Origin of the sequence: Agromyces tropicus (genome assembly GCF_039531345.1) — a bacterium.
Classification (GTDB): domain Bacteria; phylum Actinomycetota; class Actinomycetes; order Actinomycetales; family Microbacteriaceae; genus Agromyces; species Agromyces tropicus.
Map to the genome: position 1 here is coordinate 48,719 of NZ_BAAAPW010000001.1, position 16,064 is coordinate 64,782.

Below are 16,064 nucleotides of genomic sequence, written 5' to 3' on the forward strand. Positions count from 1 at the left end.
CTGTCGTCGTTGTCGCTACCCACTTTCGCGCCCGTCTCTCGCGTTTGTCTGGTAGCCCTCGACGACCCGCGTCTCGATCCCGCGCCCATTGTCGCCATGCGTCAGATAGCCACCAACGGCAGTCGGGATGTCGACCGCTGCCTGCGGCATTACGCCGCCAAAGGAGTCATCGTCGGATGAGTTGTTGCCCATGATGCTCATTTCTAATAGCCGGCGCCCGTCAGCACGGGCTCAACAACAAATCTAACGACCACCGCCGACGTCCAGGCGAGCACGAGCATGCCGACGGCGCCTTCGAGATAGTTCGTCTTTCGCTCCAGGTCGGCTCGGGCAGCACCGAGTTCGTCGAACTTGTCCGCGACGAGCCGCCACTGCGCGTCGTACGGCGAGGCTTCGAGATATGCCTTGACGTGCGCTCGCTTGAGCTGGACCGCCCTGCTCTTCCAGTAGCGGATGCCTGCAAGGCTCAGGAACGCCGACACGAGCGAGAGGAACGCGGGAATGAGCGACCACCCGAGGCTGCTGCTCGCCACTGAGAAAGCGGTGACGCCGGCTGCTGCCAGAACGATAGATGCGCGCGTGACCGCATTCGCCTGGCGACCAGCCACGCTTTCCAGTTCACGATCAAGCTCGGCGGCCACCAGCGTGAGCTGCGCGACTGGAACAGCGGGGGCTGCAGTCGTGCGCTTCCGACGTCTCCACACAGCGGGAACCCTATCGAACGTCGCGGAAGACACCGCCACTCCTCATCGGCAGTTCACTCGAACGGCTCGTCACACCGCTCAGACTGGCTCCGGACCTGTTGGCGGCCGCAGCGTCACCCCTGCGGCGAGAATCGCAACGCGCATCGTCTCCTGGTTCACCGTCAGTCGCTCCGCTACCTGCGATAGCGACAGCCCGGACTCGTACAGCCGCGCAGCCTCACTCACCTGCTCCGCCGTCAACGGCTGCCGGCGCACAACCGCGCTGTTCGCTCGCAGGATGCTGAGGATCGTGGACTTCGCAACGCCGTACCCGGTAGCCAGCGCGGTCGACGTCTCGCCCGCTTCATAGCGAGCGACGACATGAGCACGCTGCTCATCACCCAGCCGCTTCCAGCTCCGCCGCGTCGGAGGGTCGAGCTTCCGCGAAAAATCTCCGCTGGACGCCAAAATCTGCCGTAGATTGGCGACCGCCACCCCTGTTAGCGAAATTGTGGAACAGAGGTAAACAAGGTCGACGGAAGAAGCCCCGGAAACTCGCAGGAGTCTCCGGGGCTTTCGCGTTGCTCCGAAGACGTGTGGCGCAGGTCGACATCTCGAATGCGCAGCGCGGCGACCCCGCCAATTCGCAATCACGTGAGCGCGGCCTTCGGCCTGGTTACAGCGAGACACGGGGTTGAAGGGGATCATCCGGTGCTTGTACGCGTACTTGAACACCTTCCGCACTGTCTTGTAGGTACGGACACGCTCGTCTCCCGACCGAGACCTGCCGTCGGCCTTCGGCTTCGGGTCGGCTCGAACCCGGCCCGTTCCGCTGCTCAGTCCGTGACGCCCATGTTCGGCCGATGCCAGGCGACCCACAGAGCGGCGATCACCGCAGTCGGCACCACGCCGAGCAGGACGTGCCAGGCCGGATCCGGAGACCCGACATCCGCCACGAGGCTCACCCCGAGGCAGGTCACGCCGAGCCCAGCGAGGATCGTCGCCGGGAGGAAGATCCACGTCCAGACGTGCGTCATGCTCATCTGGAGCACGACGGCGGCCGCGCTGGGCGGACGACGGACGACGGCACGCCCGTGCCGGAGGCGTGCCAGCGCGGATCCGGCACGCGACCCGTGTCTCGCCTGCGGGCCACGACTGCCCCAGAACCTCGTCGGCATGAGCAGGCTGTCGTAGAGGAACAGCGTGGCGAAGTAGAGTCCAGCCGAAGCGCCGAACGCGATGAACGCGGCCCACTCGAACCAGTGCGGCGGATCGACGACCGCCCCCTGCAGCAGGAACGTCGTGAGCCCGATGATGACCGTGCCGAGCGAGGCCGCCGTGGTCATCTTCGATTTCACCTTGGCCCGGATCTCGTCGGCCTCCTCCGGACCGTCGTCCGAGACGGTCCACGTGACGCGCCAGCGCGCCGACCCCGTCTCGCGCACGAGGCACACGAGTTCGCCGCGGGCGACGGGCGTCGCCGTCCGAGTGAACGCGCTCGCGAGCCATCCGATCAGGGGCTCATTGCCGACGACCAGCGGCGCGTCGTTCGTCGTCCGCCGTGCCTCGCTGCGCCCGGCGGTCCGGCCGTTCAGCCAGCCCACCAGCTCGCGGAACGACCGCTCGTTCGGGCGATACGCGCCAAGGTCGGTCGCGGGATCGCGGCCGCGCGTTATCCAGCTGGGCATCGCCGTCGGCATCCAGTCCGCCCGTGCCGGGCCGGACGCGGGTGCTCCTGGAGCCCCATCATCGTCGAACGGCCAGTTCGCGACGCCATCGTCACGCTTGTCGCGCTCTCGCAGTCCGAACAACGTGCGCGCCACGAGGAGGTCGGCGGTCTCGCGGACCTCCCGGTCGCCCGAGGTGCACCAGACCCGGATCGAGCGTCCCGGGTCACCCCGCCACTCGCCGTCGAGCCATTCGGCGAACCGACCGGCCACGGATGCCACGTGCTTCGACCCCTCCGAGGTCAGACGTCCGTTCCGATGCTCGGCATGTCGCATCAGAAGGAGGTACTGCGGATCTCGCGAGGTGTCGGTCATGAGCCGGCCCGTTCGGACGTGCGTTGGCGTTGCAGCGCGCGAGGCGAGCGCGGTTGCGAGGCTACTCCGAACCGGTCGGCGCGACCACGTGCGGCGATTCCCACCGAAGTTGTCCGATCTCGTTGGGTCAGGCACGGTATCGCCGTTCGTATCGCCCTCGTACTTGAGATGGATCGCACACGCTCCGAATCGTTCATGCTCATCGCGTCGTGACCAGAGCAGGCGTAACTCGTGCAGCGAGTCAGCTCGTCAGCAGGACCAGCCGCTGCGTCGCCCGGGTCATCGCGACGTAGCGGTCGACGGCGCCCTCGATGCCGCCGCCGAAGCGGTCGGGGTCGACGAGGACCACGAGGTCGAACTCCAGGCCCTTCACGTGGTCGGGGTCGAGCACGCGGACGCGCGGTCGCTCGGCGACACCGGCGGCGCCGATCACGCAGGCGGTGCCCTCGTCGTGCACGGCGAGCCAGTCGTCGAGGACGGCGTCGACGTCGGCGGCCGCGCCGTAGGCGACGGGGATGCCGCTGCGGCGCACGGACGTCGGCACGTTCGCGTCGGGCAGTGCGGCGCGGATCACCGGCGCCGCCTCGGCCATGATCTCCTCGGGGGTCCGGTAGTTCACCGTCAGGGACGACTCGGCGATGGCCCGGATCCCCACGCGCTCCAGTCGGCCACGCCACGTCTCGGCGAACCCGTGACGCGCCTGGGCGCGATCGCCGACCACCGTGAGGCTCCGCGACGGGCATCGCCGCAGGATCATGCGCCACTCGGCGTCGGTGAGCTCCTGCGCCTCGTCGATCACGACGTGCGCGAACGGGCCGGCGAGGCGATCGACCTCGAGCGCGGGCGCCGCGTCACGGTCGACGAGCGAGTTCCGGGCATCCTCGCCGCGCAGGATCGGGGTGATGAGCTGCTCGTCGCCGTCGTCGGCCGAGATGAGGTAGTCGAGCACCTCCGACATCCGCTCCCGTTCGCGGGCGAGCGTCGCCTCGCGGCGGTGCCGGTCGCGCACGGATTCCGGGTCGCCGACGCGCGCCCGCGCCGCATCGAGCAGGGGCAGGTCGGCGACCGTCCACGCTCGGGGGTCCGGTCGCTGCAGCGCTCGGAGGTCGTCGCCGTCGAGCCACGGAGCGCACTCGCTGAGGAGGTCGGCATCGGCCCAGAGGCCGGCGACCACGTCGACCGTATCGAGCAGCGGCCACGCCCGGTCGAACGTCTCGGCGAGCGCCTCGTTCCGCAGGAGCGAACGTCGCGCGACCGCCTCCGGCACGCCCGGGAGCCGCCCGGCGATCAGCCCGAGCAGCGCGTCCCAGACCTGGTCGCGTGCCTCGTCGTGCGTGGTGCCCGGCTCTGCGGCGTCGAACACGTCGGCCCAGTCGGCGGGCCCCACAGCGACATCCGCCCAGTCGGTCTCGACCACGAGCGTGGTCGTCGGCGGTCGTTCGACGGATGCCACGGCCCGCTCGACCGCGTCGACCATCGCGCTGCTCGACTTCAGCGCCGCCACGTGCGGGTCGGGCTCGGGCACCGCGCCGGCACCCTCGGGCACGAGCTCGCGGAGCGTGCACGTCCGCACCCCGTCCTCGCCGAGGCTCGGGAGCACATCGGCGATGTACGCCAGGTACGGCTGGTGCGGGCCGACGAAGAGGACCCCGCCCCTGCGGCCGCTCAGCCGCGGATCGGCGTACAGCAGGTACGCGGCGCGGTGCAGCGCGACGACCGTCTTGCCCGTACCCGGTCCGCCGTCCACCACGAGCGCCCCGTGCGAGGAGGCGCGGATGATGGCGTCCTGGTCGGCCTGGATGGTACCGAGCACGTCGCGCATCCTCGCGGACCGGCTGCCGCGCAGGGCGGCCAGCAGTGCGGAGTCCTCGTCGAGCGCCGCGCCGTGCCGGAGCGCGCCGGACGTGAACACCTCGTCCCAGTAGTCGGTGACACGTCCGCCCGTCCAGCGATAGCGTCGGCGGCTCTCCAACCCCATGGGATCGGCGAGCGTCGCGGCGAAGTACGGCGCTGCCGCCTCGGCGCGCCAGTCGACGAGCAGCCGCCGCCCGTCGGCATCCGTCAGGCCGAGCCGTCCGATGTACACCGGCTCCGGGTCGTCGGCCGCGACGATGCGCCCGAGGCACAGGTCCAGCCGGAATCGCCGGAGCGTCCGCAACCGGGCCGAGAGCCGGTGGATCTCGAGGTCGCGGTCGAGCGCCGCCTGGCCGGACCGGCCCGGCAGGCGGCGGAGCACGTCGAGCCGATCGGACAGCTCCGCGACGGATGCCTCGAGCCGCGCCGTGACCGCCGCGAACTGCTGCGCGTCGCGGTCGATGAGGGCGGGGTCCGCCTTGGCGGACAGGCGTGCGGGGAGATCGAAGACGTCGGCGGTCACGGCGGTCATGGCATCGGCTCCGAGATGTGGTGGTGAACGGCGGGCGCGAGGCGCCTCCGGCCGCGGTCCGAGGGGCGTCCGCGGGTAGCGCCGACGCCGATGCGCTCGACCGGCCACCGATTCTGCGCCCTGAGGGGGCCCTTGCCGCAAGCCCCCACCCCCGCAGTACCATGGAAGTGGCGGGGATCACGGTCCCCGCCGTTCGCGTCTCCGCGTGCGGCGCGCCGGGCGGCCCCGGGCTCACACGTCGCCGGCGAGTGCCGAGGCCGATTCCACGAGGTCGCGGAGGGTCTCAGTGAACCGGGTCGCCGGCGCCCCGTCGATCACGGCGTGGTCGAAGCTCAGCGTGAGCGGGAGCATCGACCGCGCCACGACGACGCCGTCGCGCACGATCGCCCGTTCGCGCACGGCGCCCACGGTCGCGATCACCGTCAGCGGCGCCAGCGGCACGGCCCAGCCCCAGCTCGTGGTGAACATCCCGATCGACGTGACGCCGACCGCGGGCCCGAATCCGGACGCGATGCTCGGGCGGGCGCCCGCGATGCGGATCGCGGCTCGGCGCAGCGGCCCGGGCAGTCGCAGCACGCCGCGCATCATCCCGTGCGCCTCGTGGGATTCGCCGGGTCCGTACTTCGATTCGCGGAGCAGCGCCGAGAGCTCGACGGGCGATCGACGGTCCGCGCTGCGGATCGTGAGGACGTCGAGCACGATCCGTCCCTCCCAGTGGCGCTCGACGGTCGCGCCGACGTCGACCCGGTCGAACACGAGGATCCGGTTCCCCGAACGCCGCGCGTTCACGTCCGGATGGAGCGCGACCGACCTGGCGAAGGACGCGAGCACGAACCCGGTCCAGGACACCAGGCCGTCCGCGTCGGCGATGCGGCGGGCGGCCTCGGACACGTCGAGCTCGATCAGCGCGTGGATCTGCGGGCGGCGCCCGGCGCTCGCGAGGCGATCGAGCACGGGTCGGCGCTCGCGCGGGATCCGCCGGAGCTCGTACCCCCGGTCGTTCATCGTCCGCATCCCATGGCCCCGCCTAACGCGCGCCCGCCCAGAACCCGCGTTCCCATCGGCGTGGATCGGCGACCGCGTCGGAGTCCACGTCGAACCGCATCGTCCACCGGGCGTCCGGCTCGTAGGCCGGCCACGCCTCGCCGGGGTCCCCGGTGGCGGCGAAGGCGATCCACGAGCGGTGCATCACCTCGGCGAGTCCCTGGGGCGGGTCGGACCCGAGCATCGGGCCGAACAGCGGCGTGGACGGCGCGACCGTGTCGAAGACGAACGGGATCTCGAGCGCGTGGACGGCGCCGAGCCCGGGCGCCGGCCAGGCGAACTCGTACATGTAGGTCCTCCCGGTCCCGCCGGACGCGACATGCGCCTCGGCGAGCCGGATCGCGGGCAGCCGCATCCACCAGTCCGTCTGGACCGCCGAGAAGATGTCGCCGGCGGCGGCCGACGGCGCGTGCGCGCGATAGGCGGCGAGCGTCGCGTGCGGTTCGGGGCGGTACACCGCCAGCGACTGGTAGCCGACGCGGTCGACGGGAGCAGTCAGGATGTCGTCGGTGATCGAGGCGTGCACGCCGCTCACCACGCTCCACAGCCGCCAGTCGTCGGCGTTGGTCCCGACGATGAGGTCGATATCGCGCGATGCCCCTGCCGCGACGAGGTCGAGCGGTGCGCCCGGCAGGACGTCGCCGTCGATCACCGGCTGCCATGGCATGGTCGTTGCGACGACCGGCAGCCCCCAGCGTTCCGGATCGGGGCGAGCGAGGAGCTCCGCCTTGAGGGCGGCCTGTGCGGCGAGCAGTCGCTCCACGCCGGTCGCGGCGATCGCCTCGCGGGTCGCGGGCACCCCGAGCCGATCGGCGAGCATCGTCCCGATCCGGCGGGCGTCGTCGCCGGTGAGGGCGTGATGGGCGGCCCCGCTCTGCAGGATCGCCCGCCCGAACAGGCCCTCGGCCCGCGGCATCGCCAGGAGCGCGCCGATGCTCATCGCGCCGGCCGACTCGCCGAACACGGTGACGTTGCCGGGGTCGCCGCCGAAGGCCGCGATGTTCTCCCGCACCCACTCGAGCGCGGCGACCTGGTCGAGCAGACCGACGTTCGCGATCCCGTCGCCGAGGTGCAGGAAGCCCTCGGCGCCCGGCCGCCACGTGATGACCACGCACACGACGCCGTCGCGGGCGAACCGGCTCCCGTCATAGGCCGCGGTCGAACTCAGTTCGAACATGCCGCCCTGGATCCACACCATGACCGGCAGCCCGCCGGTTGCGGGGTCCGGCGTCCACAGGTTGAGGTTCAGGACCTCGTCCGCCGCCGCGGCGTGCGCGACCTGCGCGAAGGCGCTCCCCACGTCGTGCCAGTCCTCGCCCGCGCCCCCGTCCGGCCCGCCGGTGGACGGCGGAGCCACCTGCGAGGGCTCCGGTCCGGGTCGCGTGGCGTCGCGGACCCCGGTCCACGGCACCACCGGCTCCGGGGGTCGAAGCCGTCGATCGCCCGACGGCGGCGCGGCGTACGGCACGCCGAGGAAGGTCCGGATGCCGTCCCGGACGGATCCTCGCACGGTCCCCCCGGTCGTCGCGACCACCGCGTCCATGCGCTCACGGTGCTCCCGCCCGCCGGCGGCGAGCAGGGTCCAAGGTCCCGGATCGACATCGCGGCGGTCGTTGCGCACCCTACGGTTGACGGCATGGACGTGACTGCCGCTGCAGGTGCGGTCGTGCGGGACGAGTCGGGACGGATCCTGCTCGTACGGCGCGGCCGCGACCCGCAACGCGGACGCTGGTCGGTGCCCGGCGGACGCGTCGAGCCGGGGGAGACCCTCGTGGAGGCCGCCGCGCGCGAGGTGCTCGAGGAGACCGGGTTGCGCGTGGAGGTCGGCGACGAACTGTGGTCGGTGGACATCCCGGCAGGGGAAGGCCGTGTCTACCGCGTGCACGACTTCTCGGCGACCGTGATCGGCGGCGCGCTCGTCGCGGGCGACGACGCGGTCGACGTGCGGTGGGTCGATACCGACCGGGTGGCCCGGTTCCGCCTCGCACCGCCGCTCGCGGACCACCTCCGCGAGGCGGGCGTGATCCCGCGCCTGCCCTGGATCGACGAGCACGTCGTCGTGATCGACGCCCCGCCTCCGGTGGTCCGCGCCGCCCTCGAACGCGTGCTCGAGCGCGCGGGCGGTCGCACCGTCGCCCGGGTGCTCGGATGCGACGACCTCGCGCCGGGCGGACCGCGGCCGTTCGCGGTGGGATCCAGCGTGCCCGGGTTCCACGTCGTGCGCGTCGCGCCGGACGAGCTCGTGCTCGCCGGCCGCCACCGGTTCTCCGACTACGGACTCGTGTTCCGCATCGAGGCCCTCGGTGCAGGCGGGGCGCGACTGCGCGCCGTGACGTCGGCGAGCTTCCCCGGCCCGTTCGGCGCCGTCTACCGAGCGCTCGTCATCGGCACGCGCCTGCATGTCCTCGCGACCCGCCGCATGCTGTCCGCGACCCGACGCGGCGCCGGGCCGGCCGCTCGGTAGGCTGCCGACGGGCGGTCCACCGGTGGCCGACGGAGCCGACGGGCAGGGGAGGCGGGTCATGGGATTCACCCGGGCCGAGCTCGAGTCCTTCCGGGGCCGGAGCGTGCCCGACCTCATGCCCGAGCACCCGCGGCTCGTGTTCGTCGGCATCAACCCGGGACTGTGGACGGCGGCGACCGGCGCGCACTTCGCGCGCCCGGGCAATCGGTTCTACCCCGCGCTCGCCGAGGCGGGGATCATCCCGCGCCTCCCCGATGTCGCGAACGGGATGACCGAGGCCGACCGGCGGATGTTCCTGGACGCCGGGATCGGCATCTCCAACCTCGTGCACCGGGCCACGGCCCGCGCGGACGAGCTCGACCGGGTCGAGCTCCGCGAGGGCGCCGAACGGCTCGCGCACGACGTCGCGGGCTGGCATCCACGGGTGGTCGCCATCGTGGGCCTGACCGCGTACCGGCAGGGGTTCGACCGGCCCAAGGCCGTCGCCGGCCGGCAGGAATCCCCGCTCGGCGGCGCCGAGCTGTGGGTGGTGCCCAACCCGAGCGGCCTCAACGCGCACGCGACCGTCGCCGACCTCGCGCGCGCCTATGCGGGCCCCGCTCGCGCGGCCGGCATCGTCGGGCCCGAGGGCCGCTGACCCGCGAACTCGGAATGCGGGCCGAATTATTCCGAGTTATGATGTGAAACCGGAACAAGGGTTCCGGAATTCCGAGTCGGAGGCTCCCATGACGACGGATGCCTGGCCCGCGCACACCACGCGCGTCGTGCCGTGGCGCCAGTCCGGCCGCCACGGCACCCGGGCCGATCGGATGCTCCGCGAGATCACGGTCTCGCTGCCCCCGCTGATCGCCGATCTTCCGTACCGGCCGGAGCCGGAGCTCGCGGGCGCGCTCACTGCCGCCGCACGGGAGGTCATCGCGGTCGATGCCGACCCCCGCGGGCACCTCGGCGCGCTCGGCGGCCTGCTGCTGCGCACCGAGTCGGTGTCGTCGTCGCGGATCGAGCAGGTCGACGCGACCATGGACGACTACGCGCGCGCCGTGGCCGGCATCCGCGCGAACGAGTCGGCCTCGTCCATGGTGGCCGCCACCCGCGCGCTCGGGCAGATGATCGAGCGCGCCGGCGGCACGGGGCGCATCCGCCTCGAGGACCTCCTCGACGCGCATCGCACGCTCATGGCGGACGACCCGGTCGACGCCCGCTACGCGGGGCGGATCCGCGACGTCCAGAACTGGATCAGCGGTTCGGACCACTCGCCGATCGGCGCCGTGCACGTTCCGCCGCCGGCCGAGTCCGTCCCCGCGTACCTCGAGGACCTCCTCGCCTTCAGCAACCGGGACGACCTGGACCCGGTCGCGCAGGCCGCCATCGCCCACGCGCAGTTCGAGTCCGTGCACCCGTTCACGGACGGCAACGGCCGGATCGGCCGGGCGCTCATCAACGCCGTCCTGCGGCGGCGAGGGCTCACGACGCGGACGGTCGTGCCCGTGGCATCCGCCATGCTCGCCGAACGCGACCGCTACTTCGCGCTGGTGAACGGCTACCGCGACGGCGCGGTCGACGCCTTCGTGGCCGACCTGGCGCGGGGGACCCGGATCGCGGCCGCCGCCTCGCGCGAGTCCGCCGACCGGCTGGCGGAACTGCCCGCCTACTGGCGGGAACTGTCGCGTCCGCGTGCCGGGAGCGCCGCCGCGAAGCTGCTGGACGTGCTCGCGGAGCACCCGATCCTCGGCGCCGAGGAGGCGCAGGAGTTGACGGGCGCTCCGCTCTCGAGCGTGTACACCGCACTCGATCGGCTCGAGGCCGACGGGGTCATCCGGCAGGTCACGGCGCGGCAGCGCAACCGCGTCTGGGGCGTCATCGACCTGCTCGGCGAGCTCGACGACCTCGCCGCGCGCATCGGTGCGGCCGTCCGCGCCGGCGGCTGATCCGCACGGCGGAGCGCGTTCTCCCGGACGGGCCGCCGAGGCGTCGGCGCGTACCATGGAGTGCACGCCGGCCGGGGCGCTCTGGAGGGAGCAGCACTGGTCACCTGGCATCCGATCCTCGCCGCCGATGAACCCGAACCGGGCCGGTGGCGACTCGTCGACACGCTCGGGCACGAGTACGGGCGGGTGAGCATCGTGCGCGTCGACGGCGAGGTCCGGTATCGCGCCGAGTTCGAGGGCCGCCTGCTCGGCTGGGGCACGACGCTGCGCGGCGCGTGCGAGCGCGTGCACCACGCATTCGTGCGGTCGCACGGGCCGGGGGAGTGGCAGGGATACCCGGACTTCTCCCACGCCGGATCGTGAGGATCCCTATACACAGACATGAGCATCCGTCAGATGTTCGCATGACTTTCACAGGGAACGGGCACGACTCGTGGAGGAAGGGTGTGCAGACTGGCGACTTCGCCGCGGCGACCCCCCTTTTTGTTCTGTGAAGCACCGAGACGAGCACCGCGACGCGCGAGGACAGCACCCCGCGCGGCCGCCCATGAGATCTATGCGCAACGACACCAGTTCCCCCAAGACCAACCCGACCACCGACGAGACCGTCGACGCCACTCGCGCCCGAGTCCGCCGCGTCCGCCGCAACCGGCGCGCGGCCTGGCTCGGCTCGGGCGCCGTCGTGGCCATCGGCGCGATCGTCGGCTCCGGCTTCGCCCTGCAGTCCGCAGCGGCCGACCAGGAGCTCCGCATCGCCGAGACCACGGCCCTCGCCGAGTCCACCGACCGCGGCATCGACCAGCTGACCGCCGCCGGCGGGCTGCTCGAGGCCCACGCCGTCAAGAAGGCCGAGGACACGCTGAAGGCGGCCGACGACACCATCGCGAAGGCCAAGGGCAAGGCGGATGCCACCGAGCTCGCCTCGTCCGTCGCCTCGCTCGAGGACTACACCTACCTCGCCCCGGAGCGCGTGTTCGAGCTCGCCGACCAGGCCACGAAGCAGGTCGACGACGTCACCGCGAAGGTGAAGGAGTTCGACCGCAAGGCCGCCGAGAAGGCCGCCGCCGAGAAGGCCGCCGCGGAGAAGGCCGCGGCCGAGAAGGCCGCCGCCGAGGCCGCCGCCGCCGAGGAGGCCTCCGCCTCCGCCGCGCCGTCGTACCCGAGCGGCCCGGCCAACCCGAGCGGCGCACAGGCGACCGCGCGCGACCTGATGGCGTCCATGTACGGCTGGGGCTCCGACCAGTTCGGCTGCCTCGTCGACCTCTGGAACAAGGAGTCGGGCTGGAACGTCTACGCCCAGAACCCCTACAGCGGCGCGTACGGCATCCCGCAGGCGCTCCCCGGCGACAAGATGGCGACCGCCGGCGCCGACTGGGCCACCAACGCCGCCACGCAGATCAAGTGGGGCCTCGGCTACATCGCCGGCCGCTACGGCACCCCGTGCGGCGCCTGGTCGCACTCGGTGTCGGTCGGCTGGTACTGATCCCAGCGCTCCGGGCCGGACGGTCCGCGCTCACGCGGTGGCGGGCGGCGTCTCGAACGCCGAGAGCCACCGGGTGAGCACTCGCTCGAGCACCGCCTGCTCGTCGGCGTCGATCGCCGCGAGCAGGCGGTGCTCGTTCGCCATGTGCGCGGTCATGACCTCGTCGATGAGCGAGCGTCCCGACGGGGTCAGCGCGATGACGCGCCCCCGGCCGTCGACGTCGCTCGCGCGACGCGTCACGAGTCCGCGCTCGACGAGCCGGTCCACGCGCTTGGTCACCGCGCCGCTCGTCACCATCGTGGAGGCGGCGAGGTCGCCGGGCGTCCGCTCGAACGGGTCGCCGGCGCGACGCAGCGTGGCGAGCACGTCGAACTCGCCCTCCGAGAGCCCGAATCGCTCGTAGACGGCCACGAGTTCGTCGGTGAGCGCGTTCGCGAGCCGGTGGAGACGGCCGATGACGCCCTGCGGCGTCACGTCGAGGTCGGGTCGCTCGCGGCGCCATTCGCGCATGATGCCGGCGACGCGGTCGTCGGAGCCATCCGTCGTCATGTGCGCCAGTATATCTTCCATGGAAGCTATACTGTCTTCCATGGAAACTACTTGGCGTTGGGTGCTCGTGACGGCGATCGCGCCGATCGCCTGGGGGAGCACGTACTGGGTCACCCGGGAGTTCCTCCCGGCCGATGCGCCGCTGTGGGGCGCCGTCATCCGCGCGCTTCCGGCGGGGCTCCTGCTGTTCGTCCTCCGGAGGCGACGTCCTCACGGGGCGTGGTGGTGGCGCTCCGCCGTCCTCGGCACGCTCAACGTCGGCGTGTTCTTCGCGCTCATCTACCTCGTCGCGCAACTGCTCCCGACGAGTCTCGCGTCGACGATCATGGCGACCTCGCCTGCCGCGATGATGGTGCTCGCCTGGCTGTTCGCCGGTGAGCGGCTCCGGCTCGTTCCGCTCATCGGCGCCGGCCTCGGCATCGGCGGTGTCGCACTCCTGCTCGCGGGCGACGGCGTCGCAGCGGCGCCCCTGGGCATCGCCGCGTCAGTGCTCGCGATGCTGCTGTCCTCGCTCGGGTACATCCTCGCCAAGCGCTGGCGCGACGGCACGGACGTGCTCTCGGTCACCTCGTGGCAGCTGCTCGCCGGCGGCCTGCTCCTGCTGCCCGTCGCCCTCGTGGTGGAGGGGGCGCCGCCGGCAGCTGACGGCGCCGGGATCGTCGCCTTCGCCTACGTGAGCGTGATCGCCACCGCCGTGGCCTTCGCGGCGTGGTTCGCCGGGCTCGCTCGCCTCCCCGCAGGCACGGTCGGGCTGGTCGGGCTGCTCAACCCGGTCGCCGGCGTGCTGCTCGGGGTCCTGCTGGCGGGGGAGCGCCTCGGTCCCTGGCAGTTCGCGGGGCTCGGGATCGTGCTCCTCGGGATCGTCATGGGGCAGCCCTCGGCGCAACGGGCACTCGCCCGTGCGCGCCGGGGCCTCGGGCGCCGCCCCCGGTCCGCCCCGGGTGCGCGCACGCCGGCCGCACGCGTGCACCGGACCGAAGTCCCGACACCGGTCCCCGCCGACTGCTAGCGTGCGCCGCAGATGCCGCGGCCGATGCGCCCGCGGTGGCGGATCGGGGGGGATCATGGCTCGCGGTTGGTGGCGTCGGACGAAGGAATCCCCGGTCGCTGCGGGTGGCGCCGCGACGCCGGCGACGGTGCCCGGCACGGACGACGCGGCAGGGCCGCCACGCGCTGCGGGCGCGCTGCCGCGTGCGAGCATCCTCCTCCTCGGCGTCGCCGGCGCGGTCGTCGTCGCCTTCGGGCTCGCCGCCGCCAGTTCGGTCGTGGCCCCGGCGTTCCTCGCACTCGTGCTCACGATCTGCGTGCACCCGGTGCGGATCGCGCTCATCCGCGGCGGCGTGCCCGTCGGGCTCGCCACGGGCGGCGCCATCGTCGCCGTCTTCGGCCTGCTCGCGGGGTTCGTGGCGACGCTCGTCTTCGCACTCGCGCAGTTCACGACCCTGCTGCCGCAGTACACGCCGGAGATCCAGGCGGCGGCGGCCAACATCGGCGATGCGCTCGAAGGAATCGGCATCGGCGCCACGCAGGCGCAGGCGATCGTCGACGGCCTCGAGCCCTCGCGCGTGATCGAGCTCGTGGCGTCGCTGCTCGGCGGCGTCGCCGGCATCACCTTCTCGCTCGTGGTCATCCTGACCCTGCTCATCCTCATGGCCATGGACGGCACGTACGCGCCGGCGATCCTCTCGCAGCTCCGGCTGCGCCGCGCGGCGCTGGTCGACTCCCTCGTCGTCTACACCCGCAACGTCCGCCGCTACATGGTCGTCACCACCGGGCTCGGGGCCGCTCAGGGCGTGCTGAACTGGCTCGCACTGCTGATCCTGCAGGTGCCCGGCGCACTGCTCTGGGGCGTCCTGTCGTTCATCTGCAGCTTCATCCCGAACATCGGCTACTTCATCGCCATCGTGCCGCCGCTCGTGTTCGGGTTCCTCTCCGGCGGGTGGCCCACCCTGATCGCCGTCCTCGTCGTCTACGGCATCGTGAACGCCGTGGTGCAGTCGATCGTGCAGCCCAAGGTGGTCGGCGGCGCGGTCCGGCTGAGCGAGACGATCACCTTCGTGTCGGTGCTGTTCTGGGCGCTCGTGATCGGCCCGGTCGGGGCGGTGCTGGCCGTGCCGCTCACGCTCCTCGTCCGAGCGGTCCTGCTCGACGCCGATCCGGCCCTCTCGTGGTGGCGGCCGGCGACCGGCGACGTCGAGGAGACGAAGGGCATCGCGGCGGAGTTGTCCGCACAGGCCCGCGCACAGGCGAAGGCCGATCGCGCGGCGCGCCCGGAGCGACGACGGGCGGCGCGCGCGTCAAGGGCGTGATCGTCGTCCCGGTGCTCGTTAGCCTGACCAGATGAGCGAGCACACGGGGGAGACGACCGCCGCCGGCGGGATCCGCGCGCGGATCACGCGCGTGGTGCAGTGGGTGCTCAGCACCAAGCCGGCGCGCGCGTTCCTCCGCTACCAGGAGGAGCACGGGCCGATGCTGGCCGACAGCGTCACCTACCGCACCCTGTTCTCCGTGTTCGCGGGCGCCTTCCTCGGCTTCGCGATCGCGGGCATCTGGCTCGCCGGCAATCCCGGTGCCATCGACGCCATCGTCGCGACCGTGAGCGACGTGATCCCCGGCCTGATCGGCGAGGGCGCCGCGATCGACCCGGCGACCCTCATCCAGCCGATCTCGCTGAGCATCGCCGGTGCCGTCGCACTCGTCGGCCTCGTCGGCGCGGCGATCGGCGCGATCCGGTCGCTGCGGATCGCCGTCCGGCAGCTGGCCGGCGTGCCCGACGACCGGACGTTCTTCCTCCTGCAGTTCCTCCGCGACCTCGCGATCGCGATCGGGTTCGGCCTGCTCCTCGTGGGCGGCTCGATCGTCACCGTGCTCGGCACGGGCGCGCTCGACCAGGTCGTGGCGTGGCTCGGACGCCCGTTCGGCGGCGTGCTGTTCGACACGGGGTCGCGCACGCTGTCGATCGTCGTCGTGTTCGCGATCGACAGCGTCGTGGTCGCCGGGCTCTTCCGGGTGCTGTCGGGAGTGCGACCGGGTGCCCGGTCGCTCTGGTCGGGGGCGCTGATCGGCGGGGCCGGGCTGACGGTCCTGCAGGTGCTCTCCGGGCTGTTCGTCGGCGGGGCGACGAGCAACCCGCTGCTCGCCGGCTTCGGGTCGATCATCGCGCTGCTGATCTGGCTGAACCTCTCGAGCCAGGTCGTGCTCATCGCGAGCGCGTACATCGTCACGGGCGTCGAGGAGGAGCGAGACCGCGTCGCCGAGCGGTACGGGGCGACGTCGATGGCGCTCCGACGGCTCAAGCGCGCGGAGCGACGTGCAGCGGATGCCGCGGCCGAGGTGGCCGCGGCCCGGGACGCCGTCACCGGCGCCGCGGCGGCCGGTGGAGGCGGCTCGAGTCGCTCGGGCGACTGAGGGCGGCGTCGGACCGCTTCCCTCGCCCCCGTCCCCGGACACGCGATCGCCCGCGCCGTGGCGCGGGCGATCGTGCG

16 protein-coding genes are annotated in these 16,064 nt (G+C 72.5%); 8 read left to right on the forward strand and 8 right to left on the reverse strand.

Going from position 1 to position 16,064, the window contains the following annotated elements; genetic code table 11:
• Nucleotides 1–15: 15 nt before the first annotated feature.
• The 7 genes from ABD230_RS00235 to ABD230_RS00265 all read right to left on the reverse strand — a co-directional run bounded on the left by ABD230_RS00235 (nt 16) and on the right by ABD230_RS00265 (nt 7,698).
• Nucleotides 16–192: a hypothetical protein gene (locus ABD230_RS00235; protein WP_344368626.1), complete on the reverse strand. Its 177-nt coding sequence runs from the start codon at nt 190–192 to the stop codon at nt 16–18.
• Between the two features lie 11 nt (nt 193–203).
• Nucleotides 204–641, reverse strand: coding sequence for a hypothetical protein (locus ABD230_RS00240; RefSeq protein ID WP_344368627.1), 438 nt, complete (start codon nt 639–641; stop codon nt 204–206).
• A 141-nt stretch (nt 642–782) separates the two neighbouring features.
• Nucleotides 783–1,178 carry a hypothetical protein gene (locus ABD230_RS00245; protein ID WP_344368628.1) on the reverse strand — a complete coding sequence of 132 codons (396 nt, stop codon included), beginning with the start codon at nt 1,176–1,178 and terminating at the stop codon, nt 783–785.
• A 341-nt stretch (nt 1,179–1,519) separates the two neighbouring features.
• On the reverse strand, nt 1,520–2,632 hold the full coding sequence (locus tag ABD230_RS00250) for a hypothetical protein (protein WP_344368631.1): 1,113 nt from the start codon (nt 2,630–2,632) through the stop codon (nt 1,520–1,522).
• Nucleotides 2,633–2,966: 334 nt separating this feature from the next.
• Nucleotides 2,967–5,111 (reverse strand): RNA polymerase recycling motor ATPase HelR, encoded by a 2,145-nt coding sequence (helR, locus tag ABD230_RS00255; protein WP_344368632.1) that lies wholly within the window; start codon nt 5,109–5,111, stop codon nt 2,967–2,969.
• A gap of 231 nt (nt 5,112–5,342) precedes the next feature.
• Nucleotides 5,343–6,116: a 2-oxo acid dehydrogenase subunit E2 gene (locus ABD230_RS00260; RefSeq protein WP_344368633.1), complete on the reverse strand. Its 774-nt coding sequence runs from the start codon at nt 6,114–6,116 to the stop codon at nt 5,343–5,345.
• 22 nt (nt 6,117–6,138) lie between these two features.
• Nucleotides 6,139–7,698: a carboxylesterase/lipase family protein gene (locus ABD230_RS00265; RefSeq protein WP_344368636.1), complete on the reverse strand. Its 1,560-nt coding sequence runs from the start codon at nt 7,696–7,698 to the stop codon at nt 6,139–6,141.
• Between the two features lie 93 nt (nt 7,699–7,791).
• Here ABD230_RS00265 and ABD230_RS00270 point away from each other — a divergent pair, with 93 nt between their 5' ends.
• The 5 genes from ABD230_RS00270 (at nt 7,792) to ABD230_RS00290 (ending at nt 12,030) form a co-directional block, all read left to right on the forward strand.
• A complete protein-coding gene (locus tag ABD230_RS00270) occupies nt 7,792–8,619 on the forward strand; it encodes an NUDIX hydrolase (protein ID WP_344368637.1) in 828 nt (275 codons plus the stop codon).
• A 58-nt stretch (nt 8,620–8,677) separates the two neighbouring features.
• Entirely contained in the window at nt 8,678–9,256 is a 579-nt protein-coding gene (locus ABD230_RS00275) for a mismatch-specific DNA-glycosylase (protein ID WP_344368638.1), read from the forward strand.
• An 88-nt stretch (nt 9,257–9,344) separates the two neighbouring features.
• On the forward strand, nt 9,345–10,547 hold the full coding sequence (locus ABD230_RS00280) for a Fic family protein (RefSeq protein ID WP_344368639.1): 1,203 nt from the start codon (nt 9,345–9,347) through the stop codon (nt 10,545–10,547).
• Nucleotides 10,548–10,607: 60 nt separating this feature from the next.
• A complete protein-coding gene (locus tag ABD230_RS00285) occupies nt 10,608–10,910 on the forward strand; it encodes a hypothetical protein (protein WP_344368640.1) in 303 nt (100 codons plus the stop codon).
• 193 nt (nt 10,911–11,103) lie between these two features.
• Nucleotides 11,104–12,030: an aggregation-promoting factor C-terminal-like domain-containing protein gene (locus tag ABD230_RS00290; protein ID WP_344368641.1), complete on the forward strand. Its 927-nt coding sequence runs from the start codon at nt 11,104–11,106 to the stop codon at nt 12,028–12,030.
• 30 nt (nt 12,031–12,060) lie between these two features.
• On the opposite strand, the gene ABD230_RS00295 is transcribed toward ABD230_RS00290, so the two are convergent.
• A complete protein-coding gene (locus tag ABD230_RS00295; protein ID WP_344368643.1) occupies nt 12,061–12,579 on the reverse strand; it encodes a MarR family winged helix-turn-helix transcriptional regulator in 519 nt (172 codons plus the stop codon).
• A gap of 40 nt (nt 12,580–12,619) precedes the next feature.
• Between ABD230_RS00295 and ABD230_RS00300 the strand changes: the two genes are divergently transcribed.
• From ABD230_RS00300 to ABD230_RS00310, 3 genes are all read left to right on the forward strand, one after another.
• Complete coding sequence (locus ABD230_RS00300; protein WP_344368645.1) at nt 12,620–13,588, forward strand: DMT family transporter; 969 nt, start codon at nt 12,620–12,622, stop codon at nt 13,586–13,588.
• Nucleotides 13,589–13,715: 127 nt separating this feature from the next.
• On the forward strand, nt 13,716–14,888 hold the full coding sequence (locus ABD230_RS00305) for an AI-2E family transporter (protein WP_344368646.1): 1,173 nt from the start codon (nt 13,716–13,718) through the stop codon (nt 14,886–14,888).
• A 31-nt stretch (nt 14,889–14,919) separates the two neighbouring features.
• The gene (locus tag ABD230_RS00310; RefSeq protein WP_344368647.1) at nt 14,920–15,987 is read left to right on the forward strand and encodes a YihY/virulence factor BrkB family protein; all 1,068 of its coding nucleotides are present in this window, start codon (nt 14,920–14,922) and stop codon (nt 15,985–15,987) included.
• The last annotated feature ends 77 nt before the right edge of the window (nt 15,988–16,064 follow it).

Excerpts from the sequence above, each read along its gene's own strand:
- ABD230_RS00235 (WP_344368626.1), bottom strand. The coding sequence starts at position 192 with ATGGGCAACAACTCATCCGACGATGACTCCTTTGGCGGCGTAATGCCG.
- helR (WP_344368632.1), bottom strand. The coding sequence starts at position 5,111 with ATGACCGCCGTGACCGCCGACGTCTTCGATCTCCCCGCACGCCTGTCC.
- ABD230_RS00260 (WP_344368633.1), bottom strand. The coding sequence starts at position 6,116 with ATGAACGACCGGGGGTACGAGCTCCGGCGGATCCCGCGCGAGCGCCGA.
- ABD230_RS00265 (WP_344368636.1), bottom strand. The coding sequence starts at position 7,698 with ATGGACGCGGTGGTCGCGACGACCGGGGGGACCGTGCGAGGATCCGTC.
- ABD230_RS00270 (WP_344368637.1), top strand. The coding sequence starts at position 7,792 with ATGGACGTGACTGCCGCTGCAGGTGCGGTCGTGCGGGACGAGTCGGGA.
- ABD230_RS00275 (WP_344368638.1), top strand. The coding sequence starts at position 8,678 with ATGGGATTCACCCGGGCCGAGCTCGAGTCCTTCCGGGGCCGGAGCGTG.
- ABD230_RS00280 (WP_344368639.1), top strand. The coding sequence starts at position 9,345 with ATGACGACGGATGCCTGGCCCGCGCACACCACGCGCGTCGTGCCGTGG.
- ABD230_RS00290 (WP_344368641.1), top strand. The coding sequence starts at position 11,104 with ATGCGCAACGACACCAGTTCCCCCAAGACCAACCCGACCACCGACGAG.
- ABD230_RS00295 (WP_344368643.1), bottom strand. The coding sequence starts at position 12,579 with ATGACGACGGATGGCTCCGACGACCGCGTCGCCGGCATCATGCGCGAA.
- ABD230_RS00300 (WP_344368645.1), top strand. The coding sequence starts at position 12,620 with ATGGAAACTACTTGGCGTTGGGTGCTCGTGACGGCGATCGCGCCGATC.
- ABD230_RS00310 (WP_344368647.1), top strand. The coding sequence starts at position 14,920 with ATGAGCGAGCACACGGGGGAGACGACCGCCGCCGGCGGGATCCGCGCG.